The organism is Haloactinospora alba, assembly GCF_006717075.1.
Taxonomy (GTDB): domain Bacteria; phylum Actinomycetota; class Actinomycetes; order Streptosporangiales; family Streptosporangiaceae; genus Haloactinospora; species Haloactinospora alba.
Genome location: NZ_VFQC01000001.1, coordinates 3,060,878 through 3,075,722, shown reverse-complemented (window position 1 = coordinate 3,075,722; position 14,845 = coordinate 3,060,878). Strand labels below are relative to the sequence as shown.

The following is a 14,845-nucleotide window of genomic DNA, read 5'->3' as shown; positions in this document are numbered from 1 at the left end:
CACGGTACGGTACCGGTGCTACGCGGGGAGCCGCGCCGAGGTTCCAGGGAAGTTCCCGCCGCCCGTCGCCTGTTGCCCGCGTTCACTCCCGCCCCCGAGAGCCGAGCGGGTCAGCCCTCGTCCTGTTCCCGTCGCGTCTCGGCGAGCCAGCGTTTGGCTCTCTCGTGCCCGTGTTCCGCCGCCAGACGCCACCACTTCCGGGCTTCGGCCACACGTTCCTGACCGTGGAGAAGCACCCCGAGGTTGTTCACTGCGCCGAGATGTCCTGCTGTGGTTGCCGCCAGCTTCCACCAGTGTTCGGCCTCGCTCGGGCGCTGGCGGTTCTTGAGGAGCAACCCGAGGTTGTACATGGCGCCGGTGTGGCCGGCGTGGGCGGCGGTGGTGTAGTGGTCGGCCTCGTCCAGGCGCTGCTGGTCCTCGAGGAGGACGCCGAGGTTGAACGCCGCGCTGGTGTGGCCCGCTCGCGCGGCCGCGGCGTACCAGTACTCCATCTCCTCGACGTGGCCCCGGCTGTCGAACAGCACACCGAGGTTATACATCGCGGCGTTCTCCCCAGCTCGCGCTGCGGTGGTGTAGTAGTGCTGTGCTTCCTCGAGGCGTCCCCGCTCCTTGAGGAGAGTGCCGAGATTGTTCATGGCGCCGGTGTGGCCGGCGTGGGCGGCGGTGGTGTAGTGGTGCTCGGCCTCGTCCAGGCGCTGCTGGCCCTCAAGGAGGACGCCGAGGTTGTACATGGCGTCGGCGTGCCCGGCTCTTACGGCGGCGGTGGTGTAGTGACCTTCGGCCTCGTCCAGGCGTCCCTGGTCCGCGAGAAGGCCCCCGAGGTTGAACATCGCGTCGGCCCGCCCGGCCCGTGCGGCGGTTGCCCACCAGCGTTCCGCCTCCCCACGGCGCCCCTGACTGTGGAGGAGAGTGCCGAGGTTGACCATGGCGTTGGTGTCATCCGCGGCAGCGGCGGCGGTGTACCAGTCCTCCGCCTCCTCGGGGCGTCCCTGGCCCTTGAGGAGGTTTCCGAGGTTGTTCATGGCATCGGCGTGGCCTGTCCGTGCTGCGGTGGTGTAGTGGTGCTCGGCCTCCTCCGGGCAGCCCTGGTTCGCGAGAAGGACCCCGAGGTTGAACATCGCGTCGGTGTACCCCACCTCGACGAGGGGCCGCCACACGGATTCGGAGACGTCCGCGCGGCCGAACTCGTGAGCGGCGATACCCACGTGGAACAGCTCCCCGTCACTCGGAGCGTGCTCCAGGGCCACATCCCACACCTGTTGGGGAAGCCCCTCCGTATGGGGGTGTTCGGTCAGGTAGTCGAAGGGGCGCCAGGTGGTTTCCTCGAGGTCGCCGGGCAGGAGGAGGCTGGTGACGCCGTGGCGTTGGCGGGTGGCCCACTGCCAAGCGTCGGCCAGGGGTTCGGGGCGCAGCGGTGCGGCGCGGGTGAGGTAGCGGGTGTGTAGCCCCTCCAGTACGTGGCCGGGGAGCGGAGTGGTGAGTCCGGCGCGGGCGAGGTCGACGGCGGCGGCGACCAGGGCGTGGCCGCGCGGGTGTCCGCCCTGTGCCGTGGGTCGGTAGGCGCTGGTCCATTCGGTGCGGAGCTGGGGCCCGGCGGCCAGGTACTCGGCGATGCCGTATATCCCGTGGTGTATGTGGGCCTCGGCGAGTCGTGCGTCCTCGAAGCCTTCCGCCCGGTCGAGCTCCGCTGGGCTCCATACCCGTTCCAACACCACGGGCTCGGTCATGGTGAGGACCCGCATGCCGATGTCGCGTTCCAAACGGTCATGATGCCCCTCGTGCGCACTCGTGGGGGTGTTCTTGAGGGTGTCGTAGAACTGTTGGCGCATAGTCGCCATGACCACCACCCCGGTACGGGTGAGGCGGTCCACCAGAGTGGGTTCCAGCCCCTGAGAGCCGAGGTGGGCTTCCGCGTCGTCCAGCCAGAGGACATAGCCGCCCTCGCTCGGCAGGGTGCCCAGCTCAGCTCCGCGTGGTGGGACGAGTACCGGCCAGGTGGGGAGTTCCGCGCGTAGCGCTTCCAGCGCGGTACGGGTCTTTCCTGCGGTGGAGTCCCCGGTGATGAGTACGAACCCGCCGTTGTCGCGGGCGTGGTGTGTCCGCCGGTGGAGATCGGCGTCCATGTCGCGGGGGACGTAGGGCGGGAGGGTCTCGCTCTCCTCGGTGCCGGGCCTCGCGCGGTGGACCCCCAGCAGGTGGGGGTCGGTCTCAGTGATCCGGGGCCAGGAGTCGCGGGGCGGCGGGCTCCAGGCCGGTGCGCGGGAGCGGACCGTCACGTCCCCGTACACGTCGCGCGCCTGGACGACGACACCGTGAACGTCGCCGGTCGCGTTGTGCGTGCCGCCGTCCCCGGCGGAGGGCTGGGCCATGCCCGTCGTTCTCCCGTGTCCGGTTGTCGCGGGGAACCTCCAGTGTGCCCCAGCCGGGTCGGTGGGATCACTCCCTGCCCGACAACCGGCCGCATCCGGCCAGTAGCCAGCTCCCTCCTGCCATCACCGCCCCGGGGAAGCCCCGTTTCGCCCGCGCGGCTGACGCGGTCTTCCACCCTCGCGGCGGGGCCAGCCCGAGCCCGAGGGCGCGAGGAGCTGGTCGCGTTACCCGGTCTCGGGGTTCCCACGTACCTGCTGGGCCCGTGGGCGTCCCCTTGCCGAAAACGCACGGCGGCGTCCGAGCCGTGTTCGATCCTCAGAGGGGTTCGCTGAACCCCCGCAGGCTTCCACCCGTCGCGGGAACCAAGCACCACGCGGGCACCCCCCGAGCGTGCTCAACGAGGCGGCGATCCCCTTTCCACGCGGGGCCGCCTTCCGAGGGGCAAGGACGGGGCGGTCATTCCCAGGCTTGCTCCACCCGGGGAACGTCAGCGTGTGCGTACGACGGGGCAGGGGCCTCGATCCTGGACGGTGCGGCCAAAAAGTGCCAGGCGCCCGGCAGGATGCGCCACGTGCGCGCGGTGACGTCGACCATGAGGTCTCCGTCGGAGCTTCCCGAGTAGCGGTGTCCGCTCACGGTGACCGTGTCCGCCTCGCGGCGGTAGACGTCAGGATCCGCCGGGTGGGTCCCCCGGTGGAGCCGGAACGCGTGTGTCACCCGTGCCAGAAGACCTCGGTAACGCGAGACCATGAGGTTGATGTGTCCGTCGCCGGGGCGCGCCTTCGGATCCAGCACCCCCGTCCCGCCGCCGATGTAGCGGCCGTTGGCCAGCCCGACCATGAGCACCCTGTCGTCGGTGTCGATGATGGTCTCGCCGTCGGCTTCCACACGCAGCCGGTATCCGCTGGTCGTGAGTCCGGTGAGGATCGCTCCCACGGGAAAACTGGCAGCTCCCAGCAGGGGCTTCCAGCGAGAGGCCTTCTGCGTGGAGTCGGCACTGATGCCGAGATGCACGGCGTTCACCGTGGTATCGCCGGTGTCGTCCACGAGTAGGTCGAGCTTGTGCGCGGTGCCCTCGTGCAGGATGTCGGCGGCTTCCACCGGGTCGGTGGGAATGCCCATGCTCCGGGCGAAGTCGTTCCCGGTTCCCATGGGGATGAGTCCCACCGTACGGTCACCGAGCTCGCCACGGTGGTACAGCGCGTTGACGACCGAGCCCAGGCTTCCGTCCCCGCCGGCGACGGCGATAGTCGTATGTCCTCGGTCCAGTGCCGCGTGGAGTTCCTCGGACGTGGAACAGTGGGTCAGCTCCGCGGTGTCACCGAGCTGTTCGAGCAGTGCCTGGATCTGGGCGGGCTTCGTACCGCCAGCGTCGGCGTTGGCGATGATGAGGATGGCGCTCCTCCGTTCTGGACAGGGTGGATGCCCTACGGGTTCGGATCGCTGTGCCCGGGTGAGAGGGGTCTGGGGGAGGGCAACCTCTATCAGGTTACGTCTCGCCGGTAAGACCGAAATAAGAACGCCGTGTCGGGACTCGTAGCCGCGGAACGCTCCTCGCCCGCCTTCAGGGTGGCCCGCGGTATCTTCCCGTGGGCCGGGCGCGCTCGGGGAGGGCGTATCCGACGGTGTATGTCGTGAGGGACGGGGCGGTGGCTGTTCGCTGTCCTCGCCTCCGGGCCGGACGCGAACGCACCCCGCCGCATGCGGGTGGGTCTCCCACTCCGGGGATGGAGAGTTTCCGACTTTGCTTGAAACTGGAACGAGAATGCCTAAAGGAATGAATATAACAAAACCAACGAAAAGTTAGTTGTTTTAGGACGAGTCTTTAGGGACATATTTTCCTTTTTGGAAAACTCGGATTTTTATGAAATATATCTTCCCGGTTATATAGATAGAGGTGATGAAATATCAGAATTTTGTCCCTGGGAGTCCGAAATATTCATTTACGGACAAGGAGGGTTTTTGAGAGTAAGTTCATTTGGGAACCATGGGCAAGTAAAAATGGAGGTAACAAATGGAATATCAATCCCAGAGGAAATAGATCGAGAGGGGTTCGAGTTTGGGGTGTCTCCAATTGGAAACCAGTTTTTTCTAGATTCCCTTCCGTCTTACAGGTGCAGCAAGGTCCGTTATGTGACAGATTCAGAATCAAGCAAAAAGAAGCTATAGTAAAATGTGTGGAATTTGAGTTTGAAAATAATTGTATATTATTTGTTGATCCCGAATGGCACTTCGGATTAAGATTGTCTGGAATCGGTTATTATGAGCATTGGATGAATTTTTATCATTTCCGCGATAAAGATAACATGGAGGAGTATGTGTGGAACCCGTAGGCGTATTGTTTTAAGTATATTTGGTGATCCATGATGGAAATATAGATAAATTATTCCTTCACTGGAAATTGATATTTATAGATGCCAAGCAGAAGCAGTGGATCCAAAAAGGAGACCGCCTCAATGAGAGAATACAAAGTCACCTGGTTTGTGTGTGCATTTGATAAAAAAAGTAGTTTCGTTTCTTGGGAAATACCTATCAGTGAGGATTCTGCTTGGAAAATCGCTGAATATATAGATGATATAGATCCATACGATAGTACTCTTGCGCTTCCTTATGATCTTGAAGGAGAAGCGTTGGGTGAAGCAGAAGAATTGGCTGGATTCGAAAGAGAGGATCATCTAGATTATGAATTGAATAGTCATATAGACCACAGGGCATATAGAAAATATTCTTGATTGCCTTGGAGATTTTTCCTGGCAAGAAAATTTTCATGCGTTGTTGAGAAGGAGGAAGCTCGAACGAGGCTCTGATTCGGATGGGACCGAGTGTGGTGTGGCAGAAGTCCCGCCAGCGTTGTTTGAGCTTGGCCATGGCACCCCGGGTGCGGCAGGGCGCGTGGAAAACGGTTGTGGCTACGACTGTCGCTGCTAAGCGCACTGGGGATTCCGCCGGCTGGGCGCCGTAGCGGGAATGTGCGACGCCAACCTCAGCCTTGACACGACCCATGTCGGCATTGATCCGGTGGTACCCCGGATATCCGCAGTGACAGTCCTAAGGATCTGGAGAGGGGTGCGCATCACCGGCATCGGTCACAGGAGAGAGTTCTCTCCAGGATGAGATGGCTTATCTGCTGCGTGCGGCAGCAAATTGATCCCTGCGGGTCGGGTGAATGGAGGTGAGGATGTCGATGCCGTAGTATAGGTGGAGCTGCGCATGCATGTAATTTTCGCTTCGCCATATATATCTCCCTTCAAATCCTTCGGAAACTTAGTGGTTTTTATGATTGTTCAATGCGTGGGAAATGATGCATCTCATCTTCCTTTGGAGGATGTTGATTTTTATGGTACTCTGCACACCAAATTTTCTGTAGAGGTGGGGAAGAGCTATACTGTTTATGCCATGCAGATGCACGAAGGGAGGATAGATATTCTTATAAGGGATTCCTCTGGTGGACCGGATTGGAATCCCATTAAACTGTTCAGGGTGGTCGACTCCCGTATTCCTGCTCATTGGGAGTTCGCTTCGTTCTTTGATCCCTCAGGTGAGGTTGAGCGGAGGCGTGAGGAGATTGGGGAAAGATGGGGGTTTCGCCCTGACGACTCAGCCAGATGGGGTTATCCTGAGATTGTTCATTCGGATGAGCATTACCTCGGCATAGTTGATGCGAGGCACGACGATCTGAGGCGGTTTTACCGTGAGGAGCAGCGTATAAAAAATGAACAGGAATGTGAGGGGATGTAGTTGGTTCGGGGTGAGGAGTTGGATGCATCTTGGAATATAATGGAAAGTTCGATTTACACTCATCTCAGCGCTAAGGAACTGATTTTTTGGGAGAAAACCCATGCGATACGAAGAACCCGAGCGCTTTGAAAGGGAAGACCTTGCTCGCGCGCAAATGAGTGGAGATGCGGGTGAAGTATGCTCGGTCTTGATCGGACTGGTGTTCCATGACGGAGACTGGAAGTGGCTCCAAGACACATGCCTCGGCTTGATGGATCATGATGCGGGGGAAGTGAGGACATGTGCCGTCACCGGCATGGGACACATAGCCCGTATGTATGGAAATATCGAAAAGGACGTCGTCACCCATGCGCTAGAGCGGATGCGCATGGATAGCAAAACAGCTGGAGCAGCTGAGAACGCACTGGAAGACATCCATATATTTTCTTCGTAGCCTAAGAGCTATGAAGGAGTTCTACCCGGACCCGCCACACCTGACCTTGGCCATCTACTCCCTCCGGCCCGAACACACGTGTTTCCACCGCATGTGTGAACTGATGAGCGAGTTCCGATGCGAGTACACCGGCAGAACGCAGGTGGTTCCCTGGCCGAAGACGTTCACGTCTCCGAGTGACCTTGTCGACAAGACCTTCGTCCTCGAGACGAGCGATGGGCGTGAAGAAGGAACCACGCGTTACCCGAGTGGCGCGGGACGCCCGATCAGGGCCGCGTACCGGCACCGGAGGTTCGGAACCGTCATCGTCGAGTACCTGCCGGGTTCCACCGTCGAGGCCACCCGCTCGCTGTCTCCCTACATGCAAGAGGAATGGGATCTCCCGGAGATGTCCCAAGTAAGGCTGAACGCAAAAGCGAGAAAGAACTGGCGCTCTGGAGCAAAGACGTGTTGGCGACGCTCGTGGAACACACTGGTGCCCTATACGGCTCTATCGGTGTCGAAGTTACCCTCCCTACGCCTTCCCACCTGCGTACAGGGGGCGACGAGGTCGGATCGGAGCTGTTCGTGTCCACCGCTCTCGTGACGGAAAACCCACGACTGGTGATGGAGGCCGACAACGACTACCGCGAGGGAACGAAGGAAGAGCGGCCGTCGGGACTCTTCTACTCGAGGCGGTGGTGCGGAAACAGTGTGAGTGAAAGCGTCCCGTCCTCCAGGACCAGGAACGCGCTCGCTAGGGCAGCCCGGCGAGTGGTGGCGCGCGAAGGCTAGGCGGTCCTGTGATGCACGGTGATAGCCGGGGTGGACTCGCCTACACCGGTGCGCGAGAATGTCTCCTCGAATACGAGGAACAGACGTGCTGAGAGCAGTAAGGCTAAGCATCGAGAACACTGGCTTTTTCATGGATCCCATATTGCCATTCCGGTAGCATGCATTTGGACGTGGAGGAGTATTGAAAGATTTTTCGAAGGCCCCGCGGGTTGCGGAAGTATGGAACCTGTTGGCGACCGAACAGGAAGAGGCGGTAAATAGACATGACAAAAGGAGGTTAAAACTAGAGCGGCTGAAGATGCCAGCAGAAGTAGCTGCACATGTCAAGGAACCAACATACTCCTTCAAGAATATGTTCGGAATTTGGGAGATGCTGGTGCGTAACATGGCGGACGAGTGGGAGCCGGACGTGTTCTGTGATCCGGCTGAATACATCAACGACATCATCGTCCGGGACAGGATTGACAAGATCATAGCTGAATACCCGGTGTTGGGTCAGCCTCCCTTGGACAGTCTGCTCGCCGAGTTGGACGCCTGGTTCATGCACTACAGCGTGTACGACGGCGGGGCGGAGTTGTCATTGTGGCGCCCCAAGAGTGAGAACTTCGCGGAAAGGAACGAGCGCTGGAGGAGGAAGCCAGTCACTATCCCCTGGAACTGATGCCAACACGCGGCCGGTCCAAGCCAACGGTGCGGTCGGGGAACCTATCGGTGGTCTTGAGATAACTGGGACACAACTCTGGGAGGCCGGATGGAGTACGAGGGGAACGCTGACCCCGTTCGTCGGCTGAGCCGTGCGCTGCTGGTGGAGGGCTTGGACGACTGGGTGATGTTCAGCGAACTGAACTGGATCGTCAAACAACTCACAGGTGACAGCAGCTGGGAAGCGGCCTTCGGTATCGGAATCCCCGCCATTCGCGGCCTCATCGAGGACGGTTGATGGTCGCCGGGGACGTGACAGAGGGAGACGGATTCGTTCTGTGGGGGACGGGCGCGTCCGCATCGTTCCAGCGCATCCTTGGCAGGCGCGAAGCTATCGGGGACGACTCCATAACCGCGGGAGACATCTGCTGGCTATGCAACACCAGTAGTGGGGACGCTCTCGGAGAGAGAATCCTCCACGAGGACGGGTAACCTCGCACCCGATGGAACCCGACCATCTTCTTCCTCATGCAGCTTGCAGCCAGTGGACGAGTCCACCGAACCGTGTTCCCGGTGTCTGAACTGTCTCAGGATCCGCAGCGCACGCGTCTGTTTCTTTCCAGGAGTGGGGCCGCGTCTTCCCGGATCTGCTCCCGCTCAGGAAACGAAGAGCCGGTAACGAATGATGCTCGCTGGAAGGATCGTCGAAAGGGCTGGATGGCCTGGGAGTGCCTGGAGGGTGGTGTGTGGCTCGGAACGGTGTCGCGGACATGCTTGAGCGCGTTTCCCGACAGCGGGGAACGGACGAGGAACTGGGAGCGCTGATAAACGCGTTGCCCGGGCTCGCTGAGCCCTGCGAGTATCTGCCCTGTTTCGTCTCCGCGTTCGAAGGGGCCCGCAGTCTTGGTCCGGCGGTACTCCTGATCAGGCACATCAGAAGCAGTGGGAGAGTAGCCGAGATACTGCCGGAGCTGGTGCGAATAGTCGACGGTGTCTCCTGGGATGCGGATCGCAGGGTCTGGCTGGTGGCACTGCGCACCCTCGCCCGGCACGCACGAGACACCCGAGACAGCAACCTCACCCACTACGTGCGGCTGGTGTCCCGACGCCGCGACCTCACCGACCTGCAACTCACCTGGGCGCGCCGGTGCGGCGAGACCGTCCGCGGAGAACGTTAACCGCCCCCACCCCAGGAGGGGCGGAGGAGAAAGGCATATGTCTGACGCGTGCCACACATGCGGTGCGAACCTCATCCGGAAGATAGCGGCGTTCGACAAGAAGACAGAGCTCCTGGTGTGGAGCATCGTCGTGAACGAGGAAGCGGTGCGCGAGCTCAGCGCGTACTTGGACCTCGACCCCTACGACGGTTGTGTCGTGCTTCCCTACGATCTGGCGTCCGAGGAGGCACTGGGGGCGGCGGAACGGCTGGGCGGATTCCAGCGGGAGGAGAACCTCGACTACGAGCTGAGGACGTACGACGGCGACTATGGGTAGGGCATACCTCATGAGTAACCAGCAACCTCCCCAAACTGAACACGAGCCTTTCACGCCGTGTCAGGAGCGTTTCGGGCTTTCGTCGCGATCAGTGAGGACATAGGAGCGGGGAATACCCCTCATCCGCGGCGTCGGTTCCGTTGTTCTCTGCTCCTTCTCTCTGACACCGCTCTGGAGATCCGGACGAATCAGGAAACGTACCCAACGAACAATTCCGGGAGTAGTTCTCTTGTTCGAGTACCACGGGTGGGCCGCGATCCGTGCTACCCCGCATGAGGAGCCGCTCGACCACGATCTTCTGCGCTCCAACGGTGTGGAGAACACGATCAGGGAAAGTGTCGACGAGTTGGGAACGGCACCGGGACTGGCTACCTGCGTTGGGTCAACGGCCTTCTGGTGCTGCACCTGGCAGGGTTCACGAACCATGCCGGTCCCCGATACCGGGGAAGCTATCGCCCTCTTCCGCCGCGTCGCGCACCTGGCGCCCGGCTCCTACGGGATCATGCATATCCACGACGAGGCCCCCGACGGAAGGGACAACGAGTTAACAACCCTCGTGATGAAACGGGGCGGAGTCACCGAACACCCGGATACCTTCCTGTCCCCCTGATCCCCACTGTCGAGGACGAGGTGTAGCTGTTCATAGCTCGGACGCCCAGGTGCTGCCCGCGAACGAAACATGGAGAAGGCCAACGGTGGAAACACTGCTAGAACTGCAAGGCAGCATCCGCATCGGATCGACCACCTGGAGAGAAGCTGAGGAAGACGAGAGAGCACTGCAAGAACCCTTTTGGTCCTTCGAGTCCCCGTCCGAAAAACGAACGATAAAGATTCTGCTCTTGCGTCGTTTCCCCCAGCTCATCCCTCTCCTCATCGAGTGCTTTGAGGAGTCGGACCCACAGGACACCGTATACCCGGGACACACCGGCGATTACGATGAGGTGGTAATGGAGCTGCTCGTGCTCCTGTTCGGGATCTCCCCGGAATTGGAGAACGCATCGCTACCCCAACTGAGAGACGCGGTAGAGGGAGCGTTAGCCAGGCGCTTCGGAGAGATGCCGGAAAAAGAGGACACCGAAAGGGCTGTTCGCCTTATCCACGCACGAATCAAGGAACAGAAGGATGACTCAGAACCCTTATCCTGAGGTCTTCTTTCCAACCTGACGAACATCCCTAACAGCACCGCTGATCCCGCCACGTCCGCGTGTTATGGCTGCCGGGTACGAGCGATTTCCCGGGATCAACAGTGATCGCTTGGTTTCCTCGGTCCGGCCCCCAGCACACCCGGCCTCGTACCGGATCTGTGCGTGCCCACCGCTCCCGCTGTGCCCACTCGTCCCTCCGGCGGCATTCACTTGGGCCGGGGAGGAGCGCTGAAAGACAGGGGAATATGTACCACCACGACACTGTATCGGGTTCCAACGCTGGCAGACCGGTGGATATAGAGGTTGAGTCTTTTGTCAAGAGTTCGGAGGGTGAGTTCGTTGCCGTTACCGATCCTTTCGCCAAGCTGATCTCCCGTGATGACGGGAACTGCGTCGATGGGGCGATCGAACTGACGGTGCACGGTAAGAGCATCATGGACACATCAATGTGGGACTGTGTCGACACTCTCTGGTCATACATCCTCAACATGCTGGAAGATCTGCGCGAATGGGACCGTGCGAAGGCGGGCTTCCCGGATCAACCACTCGAACTCCATGTCGAACGGGTCGGAGGAAACAATGTTCTGGTCTGTTCCGGTTGTTGCGGAAACCCGCCCGCCAGGTCGGCACGTGTGAACGAGAGGAGGTTCTTGGAGGTGATGAAGAAGGAAGCGTTCATATTCTTCACGGCCATGGAGGAGGTGAACCTGGCTTACGACCGTGAGGTGCAAAGGTTATCGGGTATGGGCCCACACTCGTGACGACTGTTGGAGCATGCTTCCGAGGGTATGTGGTGAAACGGAGCATTCCCCAGATTCATCGCACCGCCTCTTCCCTCCTCAGGAAACGCGGCCTTTCCGATTCGTGGCGCGATGCTTCTATGGGAGGAGGTGAACGGTGGTTGGTTCACAGACCCCTCTCAACGCGGACGAAACCCGTGACCTGGTACTGCGCCAGCGGATCACGGACATTCGTGTCGTCCGCTACTTCCACCAGGGAGAACAAACCGGGGACGAAGGTCCCGTGGAGACCCACCTCGGGAACGGTGCCGTGGTGCTCTTCGAGTGCGGCGGCGACGGTGAGGAGATGACGATGAAGCGCGGCGCGTGGGAGGACCCCTTCGCCGGGGAGCAGCCCGGGGAGAACCTCGCGTTCATCAGGGACTACGGCAAGTGGACACGGGTGGCACCGGAACACACCACCGACCTCCGTTCCCAGGTCGTCGGCGCCGTGGTCGACGAGGTCTCCTTCGAGGGCACGCGCCAGGGGAAAACCACCGGTGCCGCCCTGAGTCTCGGGAACCGCGTACTTCGCGTGCGCGCCGACCGCGACGAGCTCAGGATCTCCCTCGACGTTCCGTCCGGGAGCTGACACCGTCGGCGGTTCCCAGCAGTGGAGCTGTTCGCCGCTCTCCCGCACGTGGCCTCCTCGGCAGGGGAGCCTCTCGCCACTCTGCCCGGGGGTGGAGCCCGAGTGGCCGGATGCGGCCAGTGCCTGTGACACAGTCATTGGGTTCCGGTAGTTTTGCTCTGCTTTTACCCCTTGAGTGTCTGTTGTGTGGTGAGTCGTTTGCGTTGGGTGTGGCGGGCGGAGAGTGGCGCTTCCCTGGTGGAGTACGCCGCTCTGGTGGCACTGGCATCCGCTCTTGTGGTGGCGCTGATCTCGGCGGGGTTGACGACCCGGGTGGGCGCGGCCGTGGAGGAGGGGCTGTGCCTGCTGTACGGCGAGGACGGCTGCCAGATCGAAGCCGGCGGAAATGACTCCGGCGATAGTTCCGAGGAGGGGTCGGACTCACAGGATGGTGACTCCGCCAGGGATTCCGACGACTCCGGCGGAAACGACTCCGAGGAGGGCTCAGGCGGGGACTCCGAAGAGGACGGATCCGGTGGTCAGGACTCCGGGGACGGGGACGACTCCTCCGAGGGCGAGCAGGTGGCCTACGACCCCGAGAAGGCCCAGGAGTTCGAGGACGCCCAAGAGGAGATATCCGAGGCCGAGGACGAGTACGAGTCGGCCAAACAGGACATGGATGACCTCCTCACCGAGGACCTGCCCCAGCTGCTGGGCGATCTGATCGGGATCGAGGACGCCCGCAAGTGCTTCATGGAAGGCGACATCGCCGGGTGCCTGTGGACACTGGTCAGCCTCGTTCCGTGGACCAAGATCGGCAAGTTCATCTCCAAGATTCCCAAGATCGTCAAGCTCGGCAGGAAGTGGTACAAGCTCTACAAGGCCAAGAAGACCGCTTCCAGCAAGCTGGACAACGCGAAAAAGAGCCGGAACGAGGCGCTCGTCGCATGTGCGGCCGGAGGCGAGGGCAACAGTTTCGTGGGCGGCACCCCAGTGCTCACGGCCGACGGCTCGGCGACGCTGATAGCGGAGCTGGAAGAGGGAGACCGGGTCCTGGCCACTGACCCGGCGACGGGGGAGACCGCCCCGCGTCCCGTGACCGCGACCATGTCGGGTACCGGGGTGAAGGAAACCGTTGAGGTCACTGTCCTGACGCGGGACGGCGCGGAGACCCTCACGGCTACCGGCGGCCACCCCTTCTGGACCAACGGCCGGTCATGGACCGACGCCGGGGACCTCGCCGCCGGGGACCGGCTCCGTACGCCGACCGGTGAGCGGGTCACCGTCGCCCACACCGCCACCTACCGTCAACCGCAGGCCGTGTACAACATCAGCGTCGCCGACATCCCGACGTACTACGTCGGGGCGGGCGGTGACTGGATGCTGGTGCACAACCAGAAGAAGAAGACAAAGTGCCCCAGCGTCAACCAGGTCGCGGACAAGATCAAGAAAGGTAACGCGCCGCGGGGAGTGGAACGCCTGGACAAGGGCCAGCCGGAAACCGGCGAACAGCCGCACATCCACTTCGACGACGGGTCGGCACTGAACCTGGACGGCTCCTGGAAAGGCGGACACCCGCCGGGAAACCCCACGAAGAAGCAACGGAAGTGGTTGGAAGAGATCGGATGGGGCGTTCCCGACTGAGATACCATCCCGAGGATGCCGGTACGAGAGGTCGCGCGGTTGGCGGTGGTCCGAGGCGCCTATGGGACGGACCTGAGGCTGAAGAAGCTGATGGCGCACCCGGTCGTGGCCCGCTGGATGAAACGGGTCGGACTGGGCTACGACGCCCGCCTCGCGGTGTGGGCGTACGAGAAGGACGCGGTGTGGGGAGTGGGATGGTGGCACACACGTCCCGTGCCACCACGGACGCGGTGCGACATCTGCGGGGTGCGTCCCGCCGGGACCACCATCGGCGGCTACGCCTACGACCCCCTGGAAGAGGACGACCTCCCCGGCGAGGACTCCTCCCGTGAGGCGCTCGCCTGGCGGTACGTCCGTAAATGCGGCCAGTGCGACACTATGGGGTTCTCCGAGGCGGAGACCGACGCGGAACTGGACCGCATGATCCGACGGGAGCGCCGCTACTCCCTCACCGGCTTCTGGAAGACGCCGCGCCAGCGCGCTGATGAGGAGGACGAGGACTAGGCTGCCCTCGGCGTCCCACGGGCCCAGCGTCGCAGTCGAGACAGGGCGCGGCCCCGCACTCCCGGAACCGCCGGCCCGATCCCCGTACCGTTCCAGAGCCGCCCGTACCACGGTGGTGGGCGGGCGGTGCGGCCGTTCGTGACCCTGGCCGCGTCCCGCACCCGGCCCCCGACGTGTCACACGCCCGCCCCCGGTGCCGACGACAGTGCCCGACGACGAAGGTGGTTAGGCGATGGTGGTCAGGAACGACGCCCCGGTGGCGCGGGGAGCTCTCGCGGTCCTCGCGCTGGCGCTCGTCTGGATGGTGGCGCTCATGGCCACCTTCCTGGTGCCCCAGGTGCTGGTTCCTCCGGAACGGTTGCAGGAGCCCCTCGGCCAGAGCGCGTGGCTGGCCGTGTCGCAGCTGGCGACGTCGTTCGCGCTGGTGCTGGCCGCCGGCGCCGTCTACGGCCGCCACCGGATCGCCACCCCCGCCGGGGTGGTCATCGCCGTCGCCCTTCCCGCCCTCGACCTGGTGGCGGGCGTGGTGGAGACCGCCCTGGGTGAGGCCGCCGTCGTCGCCGTCCTCGCCAGGTTCGTGGCCGGAGCGGCGGGTATCGCCGCGGCCTGGTGGCTGCTGGCCCCGCGCCGGTCGCCGCGGCGCCGCTGAACCCCGGCCGCGCTCGCAGCGCTGACCGGCCCAGGTCCTGTTTTCGGACGCTGTTCGTCGCGAGCGGCGTCTCCGGTGCCGCCCGGCACGGCCGGTCAGGGA

17 protein-coding genes are annotated in these 14,845 nt (G+C 62.3%); 15 read left to right on the top strand and 2 right to left on the bottom strand.

The genetic code is table 11. The features are described from left to right. Nucleotides 1–110: 110 nt before the first annotated feature. Nucleotides 111–2,369, bottom strand: coding sequence for a tetratricopeptide repeat protein (locus FHX37_RS13800; protein WP_141924286.1), 2,259 nt, complete (start codon nt 2,367–2,369; stop codon nt 111–113). 457 nt (nt 2,370–2,826) lie between these two features. Continuing rightward, a complete protein-coding gene (locus FHX37_RS13795) occupies nt 2,827–3,708 on the bottom strand; it encodes a diacylglycerol/lipid kinase family protein (protein WP_246062400.1) in 882 nt (293 codons plus the stop codon). 1,118 nt (nt 3,709–4,826) lie between these two features. On the opposite strand from FHX37_RS13795, the gene FHX37_RS13790 reads away from it, so the two are divergent. The 15 genes from FHX37_RS13790 (at nt 4,827) to FHX37_RS13720 (ending at nt 14,743) form a co-directional block, all read left to right on the top strand. After that, complete coding sequence (locus tag FHX37_RS13790; protein WP_141924284.1) at nt 4,827–5,102, top strand: DUF7683 domain-containing protein; 276 nt, start codon at nt 4,827–4,829, stop codon at nt 5,100–5,102. A 466-nt stretch (nt 5,103–5,568) separates the two neighbouring features. Next, entirely contained in the window at nt 5,569–6,108 is a 540-nt protein-coding gene (locus tag FHX37_RS13785) for a hypothetical protein (RefSeq protein ID WP_141924283.1), read from the top strand. Nucleotides 6,109–6,208: 100 nt separating this feature from the next. Next, nucleotides 6,209–6,541: a hypothetical protein gene (locus FHX37_RS13780; protein WP_141924282.1), complete on the top strand. Its 333-nt coding sequence runs from the start codon at nt 6,209–6,211 to the stop codon at nt 6,539–6,541. 372 nt (nt 6,542–6,913) lie between these two features. Continuing rightward, nucleotides 6,914–7,315 (top strand): hypothetical protein, encoded by a 402-nt coding sequence (locus FHX37_RS13775; RefSeq protein WP_141924281.1) that lies wholly within the window; start codon nt 6,914–6,916, stop codon nt 7,313–7,315. Between the two features lie 229 nt (nt 7,316–7,544). Beyond that, a complete protein-coding gene (locus FHX37_RS13770) occupies nt 7,545–7,976 on the top strand; it encodes a hypothetical protein (RefSeq protein WP_141924280.1) in 432 nt (143 codons plus the stop codon). 90 nt (nt 7,977–8,066) lie between these two features. After that, nucleotides 8,067–8,255, top strand: coding sequence for a hypothetical protein (locus FHX37_RS13765; RefSeq protein WP_141924279.1), 189 nt, complete (start codon nt 8,067–8,069; stop codon nt 8,253–8,255). 472 nt (nt 8,256–8,727) lie between these two features. Next, entirely contained in the window at nt 8,728–9,135 is a 408-nt protein-coding gene (locus FHX37_RS13760; protein ID WP_141924278.1) for a hypothetical protein, read from the top strand. A gap of 37 nt (nt 9,136–9,172) precedes the next feature. After that, a complete protein-coding gene (locus FHX37_RS13755) occupies nt 9,173–9,451 on the top strand; it encodes a DUF7683 domain-containing protein (RefSeq protein ID WP_141924277.1) in 279 nt (92 codons plus the stop codon). Between the two features lie 229 nt (nt 9,452–9,680). Beyond that, nucleotides 9,681–10,061, top strand: a complete 381-nt coding sequence (locus FHX37_RS13750; protein ID WP_170181584.1) for an Imm7 family immunity protein — start codon at nt 9,681–9,683, stop codon at nt 10,059–10,061. An 85-nt stretch (nt 10,062–10,146) separates the two neighbouring features. Continuing rightward, nucleotides 10,147–10,596, top strand: a complete 450-nt coding sequence (locus FHX37_RS13745; protein WP_141924275.1) for a hypothetical protein — start codon at nt 10,147–10,149, stop codon at nt 10,594–10,596. A gap of 245 nt (nt 10,597–10,841) precedes the next feature. Continuing rightward, nucleotides 10,842–11,357, top strand: a complete 516-nt coding sequence (locus tag FHX37_RS13740; RefSeq protein ID WP_141924274.1) for a hypothetical protein — start codon at nt 10,842–10,844, stop codon at nt 11,355–11,357. A 136-nt stretch (nt 11,358–11,493) separates the two neighbouring features. Continuing rightward, complete coding sequence (locus FHX37_RS13735) at nt 11,494–11,967, top strand: hypothetical protein (protein ID WP_141924273.1); 474 nt, start codon at nt 11,494–11,496, stop codon at nt 11,965–11,967. A gap of 189 nt (nt 11,968–12,156) precedes the next feature. Next, nucleotides 12,157–13,590, top strand: coding sequence for a polymorphic toxin-type HINT domain-containing protein (locus tag FHX37_RS13730; RefSeq protein ID WP_141924272.1), 1,434 nt, complete (start codon nt 12,157–12,159; stop codon nt 13,588–13,590). A gap of 15 nt (nt 13,591–13,605) precedes the next feature. Beyond that, on the top strand, nt 13,606–14,094 hold the full coding sequence (locus FHX37_RS13725; RefSeq protein ID WP_141924271.1) for a hypothetical protein: 489 nt from the start codon (nt 13,606–13,608) through the stop codon (nt 14,092–14,094). Between the two features lie 232 nt (nt 14,095–14,326). Beyond that, on the top strand, nt 14,327–14,743 hold the full coding sequence (locus FHX37_RS13720) for a hypothetical protein (protein ID WP_141924270.1): 417 nt from the start codon (nt 14,327–14,329) through the stop codon (nt 14,741–14,743). The last annotated feature ends 102 nt before the right edge of the window (nt 14,744–14,845 follow it).

What these genes read in the sequence shown, in the direction of transcription:
- FHX37_RS13800 (WP_141924286.1), bottom strand. Translation starts at nt 2,369, where the DNA reads ATGGCCCAGCCCTCCGCCGGGGACGGCGGCACGCACAACGCGACCGGC.
- FHX37_RS13790 (WP_141924284.1), top strand. Translation starts at nt 4,827, where the DNA reads ATGAGAGAATACAAAGTCACCTGGTTTGTGTGTGCATTTGATAAAAAA.
- FHX37_RS13780 (WP_141924282.1), top strand. Translation starts at nt 6,209, where the DNA reads ATGCGATACGAAGAACCCGAGCGCTTTGAAAGGGAAGACCTTGCTCGC.
- FHX37_RS13775 (WP_141924281.1), top strand. Translation starts at nt 6,914, where the DNA reads ATGGGATCTCCCGGAGATGTCCCAAGTAAGGCTGAACGCAAAAGCGAG.
- FHX37_RS13765 (WP_141924279.1), top strand. Translation starts at nt 8,067, where the DNA reads ATGGAGTACGAGGGGAACGCTGACCCCGTTCGTCGGCTGAGCCGTGCG.
- FHX37_RS13760 (WP_141924278.1), top strand. Translation starts at nt 8,728, where the DNA reads ATGCTTGAGCGCGTTTCCCGACAGCGGGGAACGGACGAGGAACTGGGA.
- FHX37_RS13755 (WP_141924277.1), top strand. Translation starts at nt 9,173, where the DNA reads ATGTCTGACGCGTGCCACACATGCGGTGCGAACCTCATCCGGAAGATA.
- FHX37_RS13740 (WP_141924274.1), top strand. Translation starts at nt 10,842, where the DNA reads ATGTACCACCACGACACTGTATCGGGTTCCAACGCTGGCAGACCGGTG.
- FHX37_RS13725 (WP_141924271.1), top strand. Translation starts at nt 13,606, where the DNA reads ATGCCGGTACGAGAGGTCGCGCGGTTGGCGGTGGTCCGAGGCGCCTAT.
- FHX37_RS13720 (WP_141924270.1), top strand. Translation starts at nt 14,327, where the DNA reads ATGGTGGTCAGGAACGACGCCCCGGTGGCGCGGGGAGCTCTCGCGGTC.